Consider the following 19,051-nt stretch of genomic DNA (forward strand, 5'->3'; position numbering starts at 1 on the left):
AGCCCGCTTACGGCACCGTCTCGACTTACTTCTGTTTATCAAACCGCTTAGATTTGAGATGGTCGACTAACCGACTTGCGAGCGCGATGATCATGAGTGTCGGGTTCGCGTGTCCACTCGTAGCGAAAACAGAAGCGCCGGCAACAAAAAGGTTTTCCGTCCCGTGGACGCGGCAGTCCACGTCGACTACACCATCACGCGGTAGCAATGCCATGCGAGTCGTTCCAATGTGATGCGCCGCAGAGTCAAAGTTGCGAAGCCGGTTGAGCACCTCGTCTTTTAAGGTGTCCTCGTCGTATGCCAAGTCGCCGGTGTCGGTCGAGTTAAGCTGTTTCCTGATTAACGCGTGGGTTGAAACCGCCGTTCGAATATCAATCTCGCTGAACGCCACCCGGACCTCGGATCGGGGAACGCCTAAAGCATCACGCTCCCGGTGCAGTACGATTCGGCTCTCCGGATTTGGCGCATGTTCGGTCTGGTAACAAAGTCCGAATTGATTCTGCAGGTCTTCCTTACGCGGAAGCAGTATGGGAAGGCGGCGCTTGGAAAAGTAACGTTGCTTTACAGCCTCTGTAACTTGAGGAAGTAGTTGTGGCCCGTTGCGTACGACACGAGCGGCGTGTTCGGTGAGCTGAGTCCAGTGGTTGCGGATATGACCCAGGCTTCCCTGTCGAGCGAGACCAATCCCAAACTTGGCCAGGAATATCGCCGAAGACAACGCGTTGGCTTGTGAGGCATCATCGGTAAACGGAGTGAGAAAAGTAGCGATGGAGTTGCCGATCTTTTCTCTTTCCTGTGCCTCAGGAGTCACCCAGAAGCGGCGACGTACGTACGTTTCCCCGTGCCTTTCAAAGTTGAATATGAGGCTTTCTCCGTCGTCCTTCAGCTTGGCCCATGTGTGCATGCCGGTCAAATGCGACATGTAGTATCGACCGACATTGTCATGCTCGTTGCCTATGCCGGTGGGGATCACATCATTTGAGGCAAGCAACAGCCTCGCATTCTCTATCCCGCCGCAGGCGAGAACCACCATTGCAGGGCAAATGACGAAGCGCTGGTCGGCAGCGACCGCCACGTCGACCTTGGCGACACGGCGCGAACTGGGGTCCAAGGTCAAGGATGTGACCGTGCAGTTCAGCATGACGGTCACGTTCCCGCTCCGTGCAAGCTCTGGTCCATATCGATGTGCGAAGTTTGTCGGTGGCCCCCAACGCTCGAGCTGGCTCGAAGTGATGTCAGGCCCGTCAAATCCAGCAATCATTTCCGCTTGTCGGCCGGGGAACGCGGACATGACGTCAAAGACTGGATCACCAATTTCGCAAAGAGCAGCCGATTTTGGCAAATAGCCCTTAACTTCCTGCCATGATATCGGCCAACCACTGTGCGGAACCCAATAGCGTTCCGCGAAGTCGATCGAGTCAAACGGAATGCATCGTCCACCCCAGGCGTTCGAAGTGCCTCCGAATTGCCTGCGTCGGTTGTTCTCAATTGGTTCATGGCTTCCTTGAGGAAAGACGAAACCCCGCAAAAGGTCACGTTTCTCGGGCGTTTCACGCGCCCCCCCGCTGTCCAGGAGGATCACCTTGGAAGCTGTCCCTACCAAGCCCAGGGCTATTGTAATGCCTGCTGGTCCGCTTCCAACTACGAGGATGTCACAGCCGAGCGAGCTCCCATTCGGTGGGGCGAAAGCGCGTGTCATCAGCTTGCCAGTTCCTCAAACGGCAGGAGCTTGGCGGCCTTAACGCTTGAGACATTCTCGATGAGATGATTCCGGTTCGTGGTACCCGTGAGCACTGATGCTACGAACGGCTGCTTGAGCGCATATCCGAGAAGCGCCTGCCGTATCGTGACCCCGTGCCGCTGTGCAAATGCGGAGATCGCATCCTCATGTCCGCCGGAAAATACCTTGTTAACTACGATGGCCTTCCCAGCCTGTTCGATTGAGGCGAACGTTGTCCTCCCACGGGAGGGGTGCAGGTCGGTTTGAACGAGCAGCAGCAGTGGGTTTGAGCATACTGACGTCAACGCGTCGTCGTGCTCGGCGGAAATGCCGAAGTACCTTACCTTGCCCGATCTCTGGATTGTCGACAAGGCATTGAACAGGCTCTCCGACGTTTCGAAGTCCGCCGGGACGTCGTGGAGATAGAGGATGTCGATGTAGTCGGTTGCGAGGCGACGCAGACTGGAGTCGATGGCAGCCACCAGATAGGAGGGCGAGAAGTCCTGCGTGATTATGTTGGCATGGTGGGCGTTGTTGCGCATGTTGGCAGCAAGCCGCCGGGCACCCTTGAAGGGCCGCAAGGCTCTCTTCAACAGTGGCATCGCCTTGACCAGAAGTCCGGTCTTTTCACTAAAACGGTAGCCAACCTTCGTTGCGACGATGAAGCGGCCTCGAACCCCTTTAATCGCTTGTCCAATGACTGCTTCGCTGTCGCCTTGGCCGTAGATGTCGGCGGTATCGATAAAGTTTATCCCGTGATCCGCGGCGACAGCCACAAGCTCGATCGCTTTATGGCGAGAGAGTCCAGTCGAGATGGACGTCAGTCGAGAAGTCCCAAGACCGAGAACCGATGCGTTCAGGTCGGTGTTTCCCATGACACGATAGTCCACATTCCTTTCCTTCCTTGTTGAGATGGCAGCAGGTACTGCATTACCGCTCACGACGTAGGCGGTAATTCCGTGAAGCGATGCAGGGCGGCCGGCGAACCATCGAACGCAAGGGCTCTGCTTGCCTGTTCTTCGACATCGCGCGCGTAGGCACCGGCTTTTCTATCTCGACCAGCCCGCCACCGCTTCCCCGCAACGCGGTTCGGCACCGCAGTCGCGTTAGATTGAGCCCCTTCGTAAATCCAGTCGACCAAACGGTACCGTCGGGAAGCCCGAAGAGCACGGCCGAATTAAGCCAGAACATGCCAGTGCTTTCCGGCACACAGTCTGGGCGATCCCATCGCCTCGTTCCGAGGTCAGCCTTGGCCGACGAAACCATTCGTTCGTACTCCGATTTAGCCTCGAGCTCCCCGACCAGTACGTGATTACAGGTCTGTTGAGCTGCCATATCCCACTGTGAAAGCTCGGCTGTGTCCATTTGACTAAATTGGTATTATCGCACACATTTGGTTGATCGTGTGTCCGGGCGCAATCAGCTTTTGTATCTATTGTACTCAACTTCGAGGAAGTGAATCAACGCAGCGGCGCCGCGGGGCAGACATGAATATCTGTGACGTGCTTCCGCAGCAGCAGCCCAAGGGCGCAGCGGGGTCAACCCTGGAAAATGGGCGGCCATTCGCCGGCAGTGGCGGCGGCCAGCAAGCTCTTTTCGCGCCTACGATTGCGGCGCTTAATCAACGGGTTATGATTGGCAACTTCCAATGCGGCGGCCAGGTAAGCCGTGCGCACCGCCTCTCTCAATTTCGGGGAAAAGCGCCGCTCTAAGACGCGTTTGTAGATTTCAAGCTGAAAGGCGACAGCTCGCTCTAGGGAAAATCGCTTATCTACAAAGTGCCGCCCGAACCGACCAAGATCCGCTCTTCTGTCGGGCTGATCCATGACAGATTGGATTTGCGCAGCAAGACGGTCGGTCCCGCGGGCATTGTCGGCCAAGCCATAGAACCCTTGCGTCATGAACAGCTCAGAAGTCTCGGGACTGAACAACTCCGAGAACGCCTGTTCACCCTGGACGATGAGGGGGCGCCCGATAGCAAGTGCCCGTAAAGCGGAACTGCCCATGCCGATGACAAGGTCTGCCGCTGCATAGGCTTGTCGTGGATCCAAATCTGCTCCAGTAAGCATAACGACCGTGCGTCCGTGGCGAAGATTGACGTCATCCGCCCGCTTTTGCAGAGCATTGCGTGCAGGGCCCTCGCCGACGAGGATTAGCTTAATTCGCCGGGAAACAGCGAGCTTGTCCACTGCATCGATACCTCTGACCAATGCGTCCAGCTTAAGATCCAGCGCTAGCCGCGAAACGCTAACTACGAGAAACTCGTCGTCTTTCACATTGTGCTTACGTCGAAAGCTGTCTCCTTTGATCGTCGGGTTGTCCCGAACAACGTCGATCGGAGGCTCGAGGACCCACACATCAGCGCGATGTCCTCTACGCGCCTCTTCGCCAAGTTCCGCTGTTCCCATAATTAGCGGAACAGACCGTGGTACATATGGCATGACCTGCATGCTCAAGACGGTACATAAAAGTGGGATCTTTAATGCCAGCGACGCGCCAAAATACCCGTCGAGGCATGTTGACCATTCGTAGGTATGAATTAGGTCCACGCGTTCTCGACGCGCTATTGCAGCTAGCTCGGCAATACGAGTCGGAGCTGGGCGGTATCGTAGGCCGTGAGCCGGTAAAAACCGGAGTTTTCTTTCGCGAACGTAATCCACAAGTGGGCCAGGCACGCCGTAGACCAGCACCTCGTGGCCATGCTCTGCCACGCCTGCCGCCAGGTCAATTGCATTGATCTGACTGCCCCCAACGGACAGATCATGCGGATACACGATTAGACGCACGATTGATCCCCCACGGCGCAACTATAGCATTTCAGAGAACGCGATACTCAAGAAACTAAGCATAATATATTCATGTATACTTTGACCATGCAATCGCGTCGTGAACTATAATATTTAACGAAGATAGTCTCCGAATACACGCTACGACTTTTTGGTAGCGCAATTACCGATTTTTGTTCCGTTTACTGGTAGGCGGCAAAGTTGTTCTCTGGAAACGAGAGGGCATGGTTCAAACATTCAACGCCTCCCTCTGTGTATTGAGTGGGAAGGAAGAGGAAGCGTCACAACATGATTGCACCAAGCGTTACGTTGGGTGACGACGTTGTTATTCATCATCCAGACCTCGTCAATTTGTACGGCTGCTCTATCGGTCGCGGTTCACGCATCGGAACCTTTGTCGAGATTCAGAAGAACGCCTTTATCGCCGAGAACTGCAAAATCTCCAGTCATTCCTTCATTTGTGAGGGTGTAACTATCGAAGATGGTGTCTTCGTCGGTCACGGTGTGATGTTCACCAATGATCTGCACCCGCGTGCCGTCAACCTCGATGGCTCCCTTCAATCGGACGCTGACTGGTCGGTCGTGCCGACGCTCGTCAAGCGTTATGCCTCGATCGGCAGCAACGCGACGATCGTCGCCGGCATAACGATTGGCGAAGGCGCGCAGATTGGCGCGGGCGCGGTCGTAACCAAAGACGTTCCTGCCTACGCGATTGTTGCCGGCGTGCCAGCTAAAATCATCGGTCGCGCAAAGGATGCGCCAATCGAAGTCATTTCAACCGGGAGAGCAAGATGATCGGGGTTGCCGTCGTCGGTTACGGGTATTGGGGGCCGAACTTGGTCCGGAATCTTGCGGAAACGCCAGGTGCAAAGCTGATTTGGGTATGCGATCTCAAAAAGGATCGCCTCGCCGGCGTCCAGCTGCGCTACCCGACGGTCCAGATTACAGACGATTTCGACGAGGTCTTGCGTGATCCCCGTGTTGACGCCGTTGCGATCGCGACGCCCGTGTCGGCTCACTACATGCTGGCCATGAAAGCGCTGATGGCCGGCAAGCATGTGTTTGTCGAAAAGCCGATGGCCTCAACTTCCGAAGAAGCTCGCCGGATGGTTGAAGAGGCGGCGCGTCGCCGGCTCGTTCTCGCGGTCGACCACACCTTCATTCATACAGGTGCGGTCCGCAAAATGCGGGAAATTATCGAGAATGGTCTTGGAGACATCTATTACTACGATTCCGTGCGGGTGAATCTCGGCCTCTTCCAGCATGATGTCAGCGTCATCTGGGATCTCGCCGTCCACGATCTGTCCATCATGGACTATGTGCTGCCGGAAAAACCAGTGGCAGTCTCGGCAACGGGAATGGGCCATGTTGCCGGCGAGCCCGAGAATATCGCCTATCTGACGCTTTTCTTTGAGAGCAAGCTGATCGCCCACATCCACGTCAACTGGCTAGCACCGGTCAAGGTGCGCCGTACTCTGATCGGCGGCAGCAGCAAGATGATCGTCTATGACGATCTGGAGCCGAGCGAGAAGATCAAAGTCTATGACAAGGGCATCACGCTCAACGGAAATCCGCAGATGGACGGCGAGAAAGTTTACGACATGCGCGTCGGCTACCGCACCGGCGATATGTACGCGCCACAACTCGATATGACGGAAGCGCTTGGCCGTGAGCTCAAGCAGTTTGTCGATTGTATCATGACAAATGGTCAGCCGATCGCCGATGGCCATGCGGGGCTTCGCGTCGTTCGCATTCTCGAGGCGGCCACCCAGTCGCTTGCCCAGCGCGGACGTGTCGTCGAGCTCGAACCCGCGAGGCTGATTGCATGATCCCTCTTCTCGATCTAAAGGCTCAGTACGCCTCTATCAGGAGCGAGGTTGAGCCCGCAGTGCTTCGCGTGCTCGCGTCGGGTCACTATGTGCTTGGTGAAGAAGTCGCTCGCTTCGAAGAGGAGTTCGCGGTCTATTGCGATGCCAAGCATGCGATCGCCGTCAACACCGGTACAAGCGCTTTGCATCTTGCATTGCTTGCTGCCGGCGTCGGCCCAGGCGACGAGGTCATTACCGTTTCCTTCAGCTTCGTCGCAACCGCATCCGCCGTCTGCTATACCGGCGCGCGCCCGGTCTTTGTTGATGTCGAACCGGTAACGCTCACAATGGATCCGGCCTTGCTTGAGGCAGCAATCACGCCTCGGACCAAGGCCATAATGCCTGTCCATCTCTATGGGCAGATGGCCGACATGGACGCCATCAAGGTCATTGCTGACAAGCACGGAATACCTGTCATCGAAGACGCCTGCCAGGCCCACGGCGCAGAATACAAGCAACGCCGTGCGGGAAGCATCGGCGTGTCGGGTTGCTTCAGCTTCTACCCCGGCAAGAACCTCGGTGCCTGTGGCGAGGGAGGCGTCGTCGTCACCAACGATGACGAGCACGCCAAGACGATCAGAATGCTGCGGGACTGGGGCCAGGAGCAGCGCTATCACCATGCGCTGAAGGGCTACAACTATCGCATGGATGAGATCCAGGGCGCGATCTTGCGCATCAAGCTCCGGCACCTCGAGGCCTGGACCGAAGCACGCCGGGTTCGTGCCAACCGCTACTCCGGCCTTCTGGCCGACTCGCGCTCGGTCAGCGCCCCCGTTGCGATGATGGATCGGCGCCATGTCTACCATGTCTACGCCGTGCGCTCGCGCGACCGTGAGCATCTCCAGCACTCGTTGCGGTCGGCGGGCATCCATACCGGCCTCCACTACCCGATCCCGATCCACCTTCAAAAGGCGCATGCGGATCTCGGCTATCGTGTCGGAGATCTCCCGATATCGGAAGCGGCGGCGCGTGAGGTCCTCTCGCTTCCGATCTATCCGGAGCTGACATTGACGCAAGTCGATCAGATTGCAGCTGCTGTGGAGCAGGAAGCCTATGTCAGCTGACCCCGTCACCGGTGTGCGTCTTGTCCTGGCCGTGCATGGACGTCAGCAAACCTCCATGGATCCTGATTATGTCGTTCATCTCGCCGAGGAACTGACACGCTCCTACGGTACAGCGGGCCTCGTCGAACTTTACGCGCGCTTCGCAACGGGCGACGGTTTCGTCGACAGTTTCATGCGCAAGACAATCTGGAAAAGCCTGGCGCGCGCTTGTGGCGACGGCCTGCAGGTTGGCAGCGGGGCTGGTTTCAAGCACCCGGAAACCTTTGAAATCGGCAACGGGGTGTTTATCGGTGCACAAGCCTATATCCAGGGCAGATTCGACGGCACTTGCCGGATCGGAAACAACGTCTGGATCGGCCCCCAAGCCTATTTTGATGCACGTGACCTCGTGCTCGAGGATCATGTCGGATGGGGCCCCGGCGCAAAGGTTCTCGGTTCAAGCCATACCGCAATGCCGGTCGACATGCCGATCATCCGCACCGACCTGGAAATCAAACCGGTCCGCATCGGCGCATGGGCAGACATAGGCACCAATGCCACCATTCTCCCCGGCGTGACTGTCGGCAAAGGCGCAATCGTCGGCGCGGGTGCCGTTGTGGTTGACGATGTTGCGCCTTTTGCTGTCGTTGCCGGCGTTCCTGCAAAATTCCTTCGTTGGCGAACAGATCAGGATCCAAGCGGACCAAATTCGGAGTGATAGAGTATGAAGAACAAGCGGATTTTGATCACCGGCGGCGCCGGTCTCATCGGTTCGCATATTGCGGATCTCGTCGCCCGCGAGGAACCCAGAGAAATCGTGATCCTCGACAATTTCGTCCGAGGCAGGCGTGAGAACCTTGTTGACGCCATCGATCGGGCTCCGGTCACGATTGTCGAGGGAGACATCAGGGATCGCGGACTTCTCAAGGACGTCAGTCAGGGCATCGACGTCGTCTTCCACCAGGCCGCCATTCGCATCACGCAGTGCGCGGAGGAGCCGCGACTTGCTTTTGATGTTCTGGCAGGCGGAACGTTCGACGTTCTCGAGGCGGCCGTACAGGCCGGGGTTTCCAAAGTTGTCGCAGCGTCCTCCGCCTCGGTCCTGGGGCTGGCGGACACCTTCCCGACCACCGAGGAACATCACTCTTATAACAATCGGACCATTTACGGTGCTGCCAAAGCCTTCAACGAAGGCCTGCTGCGCAGCTTTGCGGAGATGTACGGCCTTCGCTACGTCGCGCTTCGCTACTTCAACGTCTACGGTCCGCGCATGGATGTCTACGGCGCCTATACGGAAGTTCTGATCCGCTGGATGGAGCGAATTGCCAGCGGCCTGCCGCCGATTATCCTCGGCGATGGCATGCAAACGATGGATTTCGTGCATGTGCACGACATCGCGCGGGCCAACCTGCTAGCCGCGAAATCCGATGTCACCGATGAGGTTTTCAACGTCGCAAGCGGTAGCGAGACGAGCCTCCGCGAACTTGCGGCCCTCCTGACCAAGGTCATGGGCTCTTCGCTGGAACCGCAATTCGGGCCGGCGCGCAAGGTCAACGCCGTGCCGCGGCGTCTCGCCTCAACAGCCAAGGCAGAGAAGCTTCTAGGCTTCAGCGCAAAGGTGACGATAGAAGAAGGCCTGCGCGATCTCGTAGAGTGGTGGCGCCAGGAAAAGAGCCTGAACGCAGGAGAGGCAGCATGAGCCAGATCCCGGTTGCCAAGCCTGTTCTCGACGAGCAGGAGGTCGAGGCGGTCCGACGCGTCATTCTGTCCGGCTGGGTTACGCAAGGGCCCGAGGTGGCTGCGTTCGAGGAAGAGTTCGCCGATTTTGTCGGAGCCCGGCACGCATGTGCCGTATCCAATTGCACGACTGCGCTCCACCTCGCCCTGAAGGCGGTCGGCGTAGAAGCTGGCGATGAAGTCATCACGGTTAGCCACACGTTCATCGCAACCGCAAATGCGATCCGCTACTGTGGGGCCGTGCCTGTTTTCGTCGATATCGAGAAAAATGGCTACAACATCGATCCCGACTTGATCGAAGCGGCCATCACGCCCCGAACAAGGGCCATCATTTGCGTCCATCAGCTTGGAATGCCCTGCGACCTGCGCCGCGTCGTTGCGATCGCCGCCCGCCATTCCATCCCGGTGATCGAAGATGCCGCCTGCGCAACGGGCAGCGAAATTCTCTGGAAGGGTCGATGGGAAAAGATCGGCAAGCCTCACGGCGATATCGCCTGTTTCTCCTTTCACCCGCGCAAGGTGGTTACGACAGGCGACGGCGGTATGCTGACAACGGCCAATCCGGAGTACGATCGAAAGTTCCGCTTGTGGCGGCAACACGGCATGAGTGTGACGGATGCAGTACGCCACGGCTCGAAGCAGGTTATTTTCGAATCCTATCCTGAGTTGGGTTATAACTATCGCATGACAGACATGCAGGCGGCGGTTGGGCGTGAGCAGCTGAAGCGGCTGCCGGCAATCGTCGCGCGGCGACGTGAGATTGCGAGCCGCTATACCGAGGAGCTCCATGGGGCTGTCGCGGCGGTATTGCCGATCGAACCCTCGTGGGCTCGTAGCAATTGGCAGAGCTACTGCCTGCGACTATCACAGGATCTCGATCAGCGCGAAGTCATGCAGGAGATGCTCGATCAGGGCGTCTCGACGAGACGTGGAATTATGAATATCCATCTCGAGGATGCCTATAGCGAACCGGGCTCGCATCGCGTCGCAACGGGCCTGCGCCGAAGTGTCTTGGCACAACTACATTCAATCATTCTGCCGCTATTTGCGCAGATGACCGAGAGTGACCTAACCGCTGTCGCCAACGCAGTCCAAGACTGTGTTTCCGCCTCCAAATTGGCAATCGGGCAGGTCGGCCAATTTCCACCTGCATCGTCCCTTCGGCGGCGGCCAGGCTGAATTGCACTTGGGAGCAACGGCGAAAACCTCGAATATCGGGCTCCAAGAACGCAACCACTTTGGGGGCAGGAGTGACAAGCAATTATGAGTTCAGTTGGCACCCCGGCATTGGCGACCCCACAATCGCGGGGTGGGTTACGGTCGCTCTGTACTTACTTGCAGGCATCAGTTGCTGGATGACTATGGGGTGCGTCCGGCGGCAAAACTTGAACGACAGATCCGATGCCAGCATTTGGCGCTTTATCTCACTGTTCTTTTTCATTCTAGGCGTAAACAAGCAGTTGGACCTCCAGTCTGGCATGACAGAGCTTGGCCGCATGATTGCGCACTCTCAGGGCTGGTACGAACGACGTCAGGCTGTTCAGATTTATTTCGTAGTCAGTGTTGCCGCCGGGTGCTTAGCCATTGTCCCGGCCCTCATCTACTGCATCAGGAAATCCCCAATTCAAATGTGGATCGCATCAGTAGGTTCGATGTTCGTGCTCGGCTACGTGCTAATTCGCGCGGCATCTTTTCATCATCTCGACAGTTTTTTCGGAAGCCGTTTGTTGGGCCTCAAATGGTACTGGATATTGGAGATGGCGGGGATTTTGATTGTACTGCTCGCAAGCGAGTGGCGTAGGGCGAAGGTGGTTCATCAAATGAGCGGACTTATCGCGAGCTAGCACTTTGCGCTCGGCGCGAATGCGAATCTTGTCGCTGTAAGACATCATCCAAGGCTGACCGCCAACCAAGAGTGCTGGTCATCGAAACTGGCTGAAGTTCTCCCCGAACGCAATCGACAGCGAGCGCAAGACCCTCGTCCTCCCTCTTGAGACCCGTTTGAGCTCGCCATCGCGGGCGATGGAGGGCAGGGCGCGACATTGAAGCACCTATCCGATTCGCCCGTTGCGCTATAGTTTTCCTTGCTTTCACGCGTGTCTTAAGCCTGAAACCGGTTCCCACTAAATTAGCTGCTGACACTCAGTTCACTCACTCGGAAGGATGCCTTCCACAAGGTCGGCAGGGCGAGGACCTGCCTTTGCAATTGACTGATAGGGTGCTGGGCGTTTGCGTTGAAGACACCTCTTTCGAGCGCCAATCTGGAGGGTTGCGATTGACGCCCTGTTGGTTTCAAACGCCCCGCATGTTCAGGAGCGGCCGGATCAGTCGCGGGAACGCGTTTTCTGGAAGCAAACCTGCAAGCATCCTCAGTGAATAGAGGCCGACCATGAGGGTAATCGCTAGCCCGAGACCGGTTGCTTGCCAGAGCGGCAAAAACTGGAAGGCACCAAACACCAATCCAGCTATCGGAAGATAGCCGATGATTAGCTTGCGATTGGCGGACGACCAGCGGAAATTCGTGTAGCGTCGCGCAACACAATATATCAGCATGCTATGCCAAACGTAGAGGCCGAAGAATGCAAAGCCTGCCCCTGCGACCCCGAATTTAGGCACACACAGCCAAGCCAGCCCGACATGAACAACGGTGGCGGCGACTTCTGACCAGAAGAAAATCGACTTGGCACCCTTGGCAAGCACGATGAAACCAATCGGCCAGGCAACAATTCGAAGCATCATTCCAAGGCAGATCCAACGCAGGATTTCGACCGCACCCGCAAACTCCGAGGAATAAAAGAGCGCAACGACGGCGGGGGCCAGAGTCAGTGTCGCGATCAGACCAGGACCTGCCAGCAGGATACTCACTTCAGTCTGTTCGTTGACCAGTCGGTTGCTTTCTGCGTTGTCCTCGGCAACGGCAGTCAAGCGTGGATAGAAGTCGGTGCCCATCGCCTGCAGGATGAAGCCAGCATAAAGTCCCCCCAGGGACCACGCTGCCTGATAAAGGCCAGCTGCATGCAACCCGCTTTCCGAGGAAACGATGAGACGGATGGTGTAAGCGCTTCCCATCGTTAGAAAGCCACTCGCCATAAATACGAAGCCAAGCTTCAACAGCGCGCTCGTCTCCTGTAATGCCCGTCGCGCCGAAAGAGGCACGCTTGGCATATCGATCCTCCGGCTGAACCACCACGAGGTTACGAAATTTGCGAAGGCTGCCGCCGCGAGGGCTATCGCAATTCCATTCGCGCCCAGCAAATAGATGATAGGTACTCCGACGACCAAGCTGGAGAGGCCTCCCAGCATGCTCATCCATACAAGACTGGAAATGTCTCGCACACCTTGTATCAACGCCCCTCTTCCCGCTGCCGCAACTTGAAAGAACACCGCGAGCGACAGGATCATCACGCCGAAACGATGCTGGCGATCTCCAAAGGTCAGCTCTGCCAATGGGCCTGAAAAGAGAAGCAACAGCGCGGCTCCCGCCAACCCGAGGAAGATGGAGACGCGGCGCAGCACCGCGACAACCGTTGAGATCCGCTGGGTGTCTCGGGTACTGACAGCTGCTATCTGACGAACGCCACTGGCATTGATGCCAAGGCCCGCGATGGTCTGAGCGATATCTGCAACAGAGTTGTAGAGCGCCATCATGCCGATGCCTTCGGGTCCGAGAAGCAGCGCCATAGCTTTGTTTCGAGCGATGGAGCACGCCACATTAACGACGGACGATCCGCCAATCAGCATGGTGGACTTGATAATCTGGTTGTAGCTTTCGCGACCCTCATTGCTGGGAAGTGACGTTGGTGTTTGACCTGGCGAACGAATTTTCATTGAGAGTTTCGACACGATAGACACGAAGGTCATTGGCCGGCGTCCGGTACAATGGGTTCTGACGTATCAGGTGATATCGATGGAGGCGTTGGATGCGGCGCGTTACGGGTGATCTTCAACACGTCGCCTGGCGCCATTGACGTGGTCTCGGTAGCGAGGGTCTCGGTGCTCTTTCCACCATTGTTGTGGACGATCATGTACTCAATCTTTGGTTTCCCGGCAGGCTCCAAAGACGCGCCCGATGACAGGGTTTCCATGAGCACCTTCTGGGCTGTGGCCTTCTTGAGCTGCAAACTGCTCATAAGGGCGCGCTCTGTCTGCAGCGTTGAAGCAATTTCTGTCTGTCTTCTGTCCGCAAGTCCTTCAAGATCACGCGTGGTTTGGCTGATGCTTTGGCGGGCCCGCATAATGAGGACGGTAAGATCAAGGCGTGTGTCCTGGTAGGATCTCATCGTGCGTTCGGCTTCTGCTTGTCGTGTTGCGACAAGCGCGCCGCGCTCAACAAGCGCAATGGTGCTATCGAGTTGCTGTTGTGCGGAGTTTATGTTTGCGTCCGTACTCTTCATCTTCTCTTCAAGAACGCCGATCTCGCTAGAGAGTAAATCGCGAAGCGCTGTCAATGATTTCGTCTGCCTCGAAAGCTCGTTTGCCCGCGCCGAGAATATCGCCTCTTCCTGCCGGCCGACGGCAATAGCAACGGCATCGTTCGGTTCTTGCTTGGATTGGAACGTTGTTTGCCCAGCCATTTCAGCTTCAAGGCGCTCAATTTTTGCGGCCGTGCGCATGATCGAGTCATCGATCTCCTTCGCATCGCCGACCAGTTTGATAACGACCTCTGGACTTGCGGTCGTATCCGGAGCCTGCAGTTCGCCACCGCCCAGTGCCAACGCTTGAAGAACTGTCATGCCGGTGCGGAATTCATATTCGCCAGGATTTTTAACGTCGCCCATGACATAGATCGGCGGATATTTTATGATCTCGACGCTGGCGGCTGGTTCATCGACCAGCCCGATCCTTTCCTTCAACGCCTTAGCGATGGCAGACGCGAGGGCAGCTTCGTCCTTGTTTTCGACTGAGATTGCGCCAAGCAGTGGAACAATGATCGTCCCCTCGTCCGAGACCGTATAATCCCCCCCCACGGCAGTCCATTGCTCGTAACTTCCCTTCGTCGGCATCCACTGGACAAGGGTCAGCCGGATCCTTGTATTGGGAAAAATCGTAGAGGCGAGGGCTGCACTGACATTCAGGGCAATCAGCAAAGCACTCGCAGTCGCAACAAGCCATGGGACTGTCCGCGGAAACTTGCCGAAACCTCTGTGCATTATCATGTAACGCTCCAACAATATTTCGCGCTATCTTTGAGATCAATCAGGAGATGTCGTGGTGTCGCTTTGTGTGGCGATGAATTTATTCTTTCATCCTACGGTATTTCGAGCAATATGCCGTAAGTAATCAATTATCGTTAGTTCTAGAGGTGTTCAAAAGAATCAGTGCGGTGAAATTGATGGCTCATGATCACAGGCCGCGACATAGATTACCCAAATGGACTACAGAACACAGCGATCATACCCACTATCGATCAACTATCACGTCTCCAAAATCTGATAGAATAACGCCTAGCATTGTGCCGCTCTGGCCTTCAAGTTCGGATATATTCGCGATGGGTGAAATTGACGTCCATTTTTACATTTCAATTCTTCGACGGAGATTGCCGTATATACTGCTATGCGTAACGGCGACCACGATCATTGCCCTTATCGTTGCGATACTTCTGCCGCGAACCTATCAGTCTTCAGCAAAGATCCTGGTTGAAGCGCCGCAGATTCCCGCCAACCTCGTCCAGTCCACTGTCCAGACCAGTTCCGTGGGCCAGTTGCAGATAATCCAGCAGCAACTTACGACGCGAGACAATCTTGTTAAACTCGCAGCCAAGCTCAACATTTATGCCGACGAGAAGGAACAGCCGTCAGTCGAGGATCTTGTGAAGAATTTGCGGGCCCGCATCACTTTTGAGGAAACAGAATTGAGCGGTGGCGATGGAACATCGGTATTCGCAATCGGGTTCGAGGCCAAGTCCCCGATCCTCGCAGCCCAGGTTGCCAATGAGCTTGCGACGTCGATCCTCAACAGCAATCAGAAGCAAAGAACAGACAGGGCGGGAAATACCCTGGAATTCTTTGATGACGAGGTGAAGCGCCTAGACGGGGACCTTGCCCGAATCGAGGCGGAACTCCTGAAATTCAAGAACGAAAACAGGGATACGCTACCAGAAAGCCTGGAGTTTCGCCGCACCCAGCAGAGCACCTTGCAAGAGCGCCTCATATCGCTTGAGCGCGAAGAATCGGACCTGCGGACAAGACGGAGCCTTCTGGTCGAGACTTATATGGTGACGGGCAAGTATCCAACGGGAGAGCCGCTGACTGCAGAGCAACAAATGCTACTTGATCTCAACAAAGCCCTTGCCGATCAGCTCACGGTCTTTTCCGAGACGAGCCCCAACATCGTCGCGTTGCGGGGACGCATTGCCGCGCTGCGCGGAAAAGTGGTTCCCAAAAGACAAGAGGGTACTGATTCGAAGGCACAGTCCGGCCTCGATCTCCAACTGTCCGACGTGGACAGGCGAATAGGTGCGATCGAAAAGGAGCGCGAGCAGATAACCGAGAAGATTGCTTCTCTCACGCAATCGATAAGTGCAACTCCGGCAACCGATATCCGCTTGAACGCCCTTGAACGAACGCTCTCGAACACGCAAACCCAGTACAACACCGCGATTGCCAAACGTGCGGAAGCTTCATTGGGCCGGCAGATCGAGGCTCGGTCGGACGGTAACCGGTTCTCCCTGCTGGAGCCGGCAACAGAACCGCAACAGCCAATGCGATCGAAGCGTCGCCTCATCGCTTTCGGTGGCCTCCTTGCTGGAGTGGGTTTGAGTTTCGGCATTATTGTCTTGCTTGAAATACTGAACAAAACGATCCGCCGCCCCGCCGAATTGATCCAGATGCTCCAGGCGCAGCCGCTGGCGGTAATTCCATTCATCAATACCCCCTATGAGACACGAACGCCACCGTTGAAGAGGAGGCTCAATAGCGTCAAGCGCATGCTCAGCTACCGGTGAGGGAAGTGGTGTCGTCTCCAGGCCGCTGGTTGACGATGTGAACTCGAAAAGCGTCCGGCGTCGACGCGTTGATTGAGGATTTGTAATGGAGTCTGTTGGCAGATCGTCACTTAGTAGAGGGGTTGTCGAGATGGACGATCGGAGTCCGGCATTGCCGGAACCGTTGGAGATCGTGCGAGGCGCGTGGGAGGGACTTCCCCCACTTGTCGTCGATCCCGATGCCGCAGCCAACAATCGCATTATCACTTTGAACCGGTCGTCACCGGCTCACGCTGCCTTTGACATGATGCGGACGAAACTGCTCCGTCTCCTCAGGGAGAATAACTGGACTTCGGTAGCTATCACGTCTGCCACACCGGCGTGCGGCAAGACGTGCATTGCGCTGAACCTTGCATTCAGCCTCGCCAATCAAAGGGATTGTCGAACTGTCCTTGTCGATCTTGATTTGCGGCGACCGCAGGTAGGCAAGTCCCTTGCCATCAAGAATCCAGGCTCTATCGAGAGCTTTCTGAAGGGCGATGTCGGCCTACGCGAAACGTTCTTCCGATACGGCGACAACCTGGCGATTGCGCCAAATCGACAGCCGGTCCAGTACTCGGCGGAGCTTCTTCAAAGTGCCGTCGCAGCCCACTCAATAGAAGACATGCGCCAGAAGATCGAGCCAGACGTGGTTCTGTATGATTTGCCACCGATGCTGTCGACCGATGATGTGCTTGCATTCCTGCCGAATGTCGATGGTGTCATCCTCATTGCCGCTTCAGATCAGAGCACGATCAGTGAGGTGGACATCTGCGAACAGACCCTGCGCGAGAAAACGAACGTCCTAGGCGTCGTCCTGAACAAGAGCCAGTATAGTCACGAACAGTATGGCTATTAGCAAAGAGGCCCTGGATAGTCCTGCCTTATCTCGTTGCTGGAGACCGCCTCGCCTCAAACCTGTAATTTGAAAGGCGGCTCGGCCAGCCCGTTTGCTGCAAGTTCGTTGAGTCTTGAGGCAATTTCATCGGTTCCCCGCCCTTCAGCATAATGCATCAGACCACCGCGCCAGCGCGGAAAGCCATATCCGTGGATTTCCACGAGGTCGATGTCCTCAGCTCTTAACGCCACCTTCTCGTTGAGGATCTTTGTGGCCTCGTTGACCATCGGCAGGACGATGCAGTCGATGATGCTGGCTTCATCCCACGCTCTCTGCGGCGTTTCCCGGGCTTCCCCGGCAATAATGTCGGCGACGATTTCTGAGTGTCTGGGCGTGCGATCGCCCTTCGCGTAGTCGTACCAGCCGCCGCCGCTTTTCTGGCCAAAGCGTTCCAATGCGCAAAGCCGTTCCGCGATTGGAGCGAAGGGGGTCTCGCCACGGGCACGCGCCGCCTTGCGTTGGAAAGCGGCAATGTCGAGGCCGCCGAGGTCCTGGGCCTCGAAGGGCCCCATGGGCAACCCGAAGCTGCGCATCGCTGCATCGACCGCCTGTGGTGTCGCGCCCGCCAGCAACAGACGTTCGGCCTGGGCGCGGGTGACTTTCAGGATCCGGTTGCCGATAAAGCCATCGCAGATGCCGGCGCGCACAGGAATCTTGTTCAGCATCCTCGCAAGTGCAAAGCCCGTTGCAAGGGTTGCGGGCGCGGTATGGGCGGTCGGTACGATCTCCAGCAGCTTCATGACATGTGCCGGACTGAAGAAATGCAACCCGAGGAAGCGCTCCGGGTGCCTGATGCCTGCCGCGATCTGCTCGGGATCGAGGTAGGACGTATTGGTGGCAAGAACCGCATCGGCGCGGCAAACCGTCGAAAGCCTGCCGAAGACCTCGCGCTTCACGTCGAGATCCTCAAACACTGCTTCGATGACGAGGTCGGTTGCGGAAAGCTGGCTGTAGTCTGTCGTTCCTGTTACGTCGGCCAGGCGCTCGGCCGCAACATCTGGACCGATCTTGCCGCGTTTGGCCGCGCCTTCGAAGATCGAACGCAGGTTGGAGAGGCCGCGTTCGACCGCAGCCTCGTTGCGCTCCACAAGCGTCACCGGCAGTCCTGCGTCGCGAAGGGCGGCCGCAATACCCGCGCCCATCGTGCCGCCGCCGATGACAGCAGCAGAACGGATCTTTCGGGGCTCGACCCCTGCAAGTTCAGGTGGCCTGGGCGCTGCCCGCTCGGCGAAGAAAACGTGGCGCAGGGCTGCAGCCTGGGGTGAGCCGCGCAATTCGAGAAATGTCTGCCGCTCGAAGGCCATCGCGGTGTCGAAATCGGCCTCCGCCGCCTTCCTCACGCAGGCGAGCGCGCGAAGCGGTGCTTCCTCGCGCCTGGCGCGGCTGGCGACCGCCTTTGAGGTCGTTTCCCAGAACGTCGCGTCGACGGCCGGCACGCCGCGCTGGCGGAGCGGAAGTGGAAGGGACTGATCCACGGCAGAACGCGCAAAGTCGATCGCCCCCTTTTCCAGATCACCCTCGACAACGGCATCGATCAGCCCTTGAGACCGCGCCTTCGGCGCTGCCACGGGCGTACCTGTTGTGACCATCTCGGTTGCAAGCGCCGGTCCGATCAGCCGTGGCAGGCGCACGGTGCCCCCGGCACCTGGAACGATGCCGAGGCGGACTTCGGGCAACCCGACGCTTGCCGACGGCACGGCTATGCGAAAGCGGCAGCCGAGCGCCACTTCGAAGCCACCACCGAGCGCGCTGCCATGAATTGCAGCAACCCAAGGCTTGGCTGCCGTCTCGATACGAGCGACGAGGTCGGGAAGGTGAGGGGGCATCGGCGGCTTGCCGAATTCGTTGACATCGGCGCCGGCAATGAACGTCCGTCCGTCGCAGATCAGCACCACTGCGCGCACCGAAGGGTCGGCGTCCAGCGTCTCGGCCGCATTCCACAGGTCCTGCCGCACCGCCTGCGACAAGGCGTTCACGGGCGGGTTGTCGATGGTGACGACGGCAATGTCGCCGTTGCGTTCGATGGTTACGGTCATGA

Annotated in this window: 15 protein-coding genes; 9 read left to right on the forward strand and 6 right to left on the reverse strand. The window is 57.2% G+C overall.

Annotation, left to right across the window (positions count from 1 at the left end):
- Positions 1-25 precede the first annotated feature (25 nt).
- The 3 genes from AF71_RS24595 to AF71_RS24605 all read right to left on the reverse strand — a co-directional run bounded on the left by AF71_RS24595 (position 26) and on the right by AF71_RS24605 (position 4,506).
- The gene (locus tag AF71_RS24595) at positions 26-1,582 is read right to left on the reverse strand and encodes a GMC oxidoreductase (RefSeq protein WP_169683614.1); all 1,557 of its coding nucleotides are present in this window, start codon (positions 1,580-1,582) and stop codon (positions 26-28) included.
- 116 nt (positions 1,583-1,698) lie between these two features.
- Positions 1,699-2,610 (reverse strand): aldo/keto reductase, encoded by a 912-nt coding sequence (locus tag AF71_RS24600; protein WP_169683616.1) that lies wholly within the window; start codon positions 2,608-2,610, stop codon positions 1,699-1,701.
- A gap of 648 nt (positions 2,611-3,258) precedes the next feature.
- Complete coding sequence (locus tag AF71_RS24605) at positions 3,259-4,506, reverse strand: glycosyltransferase family 4 protein (protein WP_169683618.1); 1,248 nt, start codon at positions 4,504-4,506, stop codon at positions 3,259-3,261.
- Positions 4,507-4,794: 288 nt separating this feature from the next.
- Between AF71_RS24605 and AF71_RS24610 the strand changes: the two genes are divergently transcribed.
- The 7 genes from AF71_RS24610 (at position 4,795) to AF71_RS24640 (ending at position 10,998) form a co-directional block, all read left to right on the forward strand.
- On the forward strand, positions 4,795-5,301 hold the full coding sequence (locus AF71_RS24610; RefSeq protein WP_169683620.1) for an acyltransferase: 507 nt from the start codon (positions 4,795-4,797) through the stop codon (positions 5,299-5,301).
- The gene (locus AF71_RS24615; protein ID WP_169683622.1) at positions 5,298-6,335 is read left to right on the forward strand and encodes a Gfo/Idh/MocA family oxidoreductase; all 1,038 of its coding nucleotides are present in this window, start codon (positions 5,298-5,300) and stop codon (positions 6,333-6,335) included. Before AF71_RS24610 ends, AF71_RS24615 begins: the two co-directional genes overlap by 4 nt.
- Positions 6,332-7,438, forward strand: a complete 1,107-nt coding sequence (locus AF71_RS24620; protein WP_169683623.1) for a DegT/DnrJ/EryC1/StrS family aminotransferase — start codon at positions 6,332-6,334, stop codon at positions 7,436-7,438. Before AF71_RS24615 ends, AF71_RS24620 begins: the two co-directional genes overlap by 4 nt.
- The gene (locus AF71_RS24625; RefSeq protein ID WP_169683624.1) at positions 7,428-8,135 is read left to right on the forward strand and encodes an acyltransferase; all 708 of its coding nucleotides are present in this window, start codon (positions 7,428-7,430) and stop codon (positions 8,133-8,135) included. Before AF71_RS24620 ends, AF71_RS24625 begins: the two co-directional genes overlap by 11 nt.
- 6 nt (positions 8,136-8,141) lie before the next feature.
- Complete coding sequence (locus AF71_RS24630) at positions 8,142-9,116, forward strand: NAD-dependent epimerase/dehydratase family protein (RefSeq protein ID WP_169683626.1); 975 nt, start codon at positions 8,142-8,144, stop codon at positions 9,114-9,116.
- Complete coding sequence (locus tag AF71_RS24635; RefSeq protein WP_169683627.1) at positions 9,113-10,333, forward strand: DegT/DnrJ/EryC1/StrS family aminotransferase; 1,221 nt, start codon at positions 9,113-9,115, stop codon at positions 10,331-10,333. The genes AF71_RS24630 and AF71_RS24635 overlap by 4 nt, the downstream gene beginning before the upstream one ends.
- Positions 10,334-10,539: 206 nt before the next feature.
- Positions 10,540-10,998 (forward strand): hypothetical protein, encoded by a 459-nt coding sequence (locus tag AF71_RS24640; protein ID WP_246733794.1) that lies wholly within the window; start codon positions 10,540-10,542, stop codon positions 10,996-10,998.
- Between the two features lie 448 nt (positions 10,999-11,446).
- Here AF71_RS24640 and AF71_RS24645 read toward each other — a convergent pair whose 3' ends face one another.
- Together AF71_RS24645 and AF71_RS24650 are read right to left on the reverse strand one after the other, a co-directional pair.
- Positions 11,447-12,982, reverse strand: a complete 1,536-nt coding sequence (locus AF71_RS24645) for an O-antigen translocase (protein ID WP_169683629.1) — start codon at positions 12,980-12,982, stop codon at positions 11,447-11,449.
- Positions 12,983-13,011: 29 nt separating this feature from the next.
- Positions 13,012-14,310, reverse strand: coding sequence for a polysaccharide biosynthesis/export family protein (locus AF71_RS24650; protein ID WP_169683630.1), 1,299 nt, complete (start codon positions 14,308-14,310; stop codon positions 13,012-13,014).
- Positions 14,311-14,642: 332 nt separating this feature from the next.
- Here AF71_RS24650 and AF71_RS24655 point away from each other — a divergent pair, with 332 nt between their 5' ends.
- Together AF71_RS24655 and AF71_RS24660 are read left to right on the forward strand one after the other, a co-directional pair.
- Positions 14,643-16,097 (forward strand): Wzz/FepE/Etk N-terminal domain-containing protein, encoded by a 1,455-nt coding sequence (locus tag AF71_RS24655; protein WP_169683631.1) that lies wholly within the window; start codon positions 14,643-14,645, stop codon positions 16,095-16,097.
- Between the two features lie 130 nt (positions 16,098-16,227).
- The gene (locus tag AF71_RS24660; RefSeq protein WP_169683633.1) at positions 16,228-16,974 is read left to right on the forward strand and encodes a CpsD/CapB family tyrosine-protein kinase; all 747 of its coding nucleotides are present in this window, start codon (positions 16,228-16,230) and stop codon (positions 16,972-16,974) included.
- Positions 16,975-17,027: 53 nt separating this feature from the next.
- On the opposite strand, the gene AF71_RS24665 is transcribed toward AF71_RS24660, so the two are convergent.
- Complete coding sequence (locus AF71_RS24665; protein WP_169683634.1) at positions 17,028-19,049, reverse strand: 3-hydroxyacyl-CoA dehydrogenase NAD-binding domain-containing protein; 2,022 nt, start codon at positions 19,047-19,049, stop codon at positions 17,028-17,030.
- Positions 19,050-19,051 lie beyond the last annotated feature (2 nt).

This window comes from Rhizobium sp. 57MFTsu3.2 (assembly GCF_012932765.1).
In the GTDB taxonomy this organism is placed as follows: domain Bacteria; phylum Pseudomonadota; class Alphaproteobacteria; order Rhizobiales; family Rhizobiaceae; genus Rhizobium; species Rhizobium altiplani.

What these genes read in the sequence shown, in the direction of transcription:
- AF71_RS24610 (WP_169683620.1), top strand. Translation starts at nt 4,795, where the DNA reads ATGATTGCACCAAGCGTTACGTTGGGTGACGACGTTGTTATTCATCAT.
- AF71_RS24615 (WP_169683622.1), top strand. Translation starts at nt 5,298, where the DNA reads ATGATCGGGGTTGCCGTCGTCGGTTACGGGTATTGGGGGCCGAACTTG.
- AF71_RS24620 (WP_169683623.1), top strand. Translation starts at nt 6,332, where the DNA reads ATGATCCCTCTTCTCGATCTAAAGGCTCAGTACGCCTCTATCAGGAGC.
- AF71_RS24625 (WP_169683624.1), top strand. Translation starts at nt 7,428, where the DNA reads ATGTCAGCTGACCCCGTCACCGGTGTGCGTCTTGTCCTGGCCGTGCAT.
- AF71_RS24630 (WP_169683626.1), top strand. Translation starts at nt 8,142, where the DNA reads ATGAAGAACAAGCGGATTTTGATCACCGGCGGCGCCGGTCTCATCGGT.
- AF71_RS24635 (WP_169683627.1), top strand. Translation starts at nt 9,113, where the DNA reads ATGAGCCAGATCCCGGTTGCCAAGCCTGTTCTCGACGAGCAGGAGGTC.
- AF71_RS24645 (WP_169683629.1), bottom strand. Translation starts at nt 12,982, where the DNA reads ATGAAAATTCGTTCGCCAGGTCAAACACCAACGTCACTTCCCAGCAAT.
- AF71_RS24650 (WP_169683630.1), bottom strand. Translation starts at nt 14,310, where the DNA reads ATGATAATGCACAGAGGTTTCGGCAAGTTTCCGCGGACAGTCCCATGG.
- AF71_RS24655 (WP_169683631.1), top strand. Translation starts at nt 14,643, where the DNA reads ATGGGTGAAATTGACGTCCATTTTTACATTTCAATTCTTCGACGGAGA.
- AF71_RS24660 (WP_169683633.1), top strand. Translation starts at nt 16,228, where the DNA reads ATGGACGATCGGAGTCCGGCATTGCCGGAACCGTTGGAGATCGTGCGA.
- AF71_RS24665 (WP_169683634.1), bottom strand. Translation starts at nt 19,049, where the DNA reads ATGACCGTAACCATCGAACGCAACGGCGACATTGCCGTCGTCACCATC.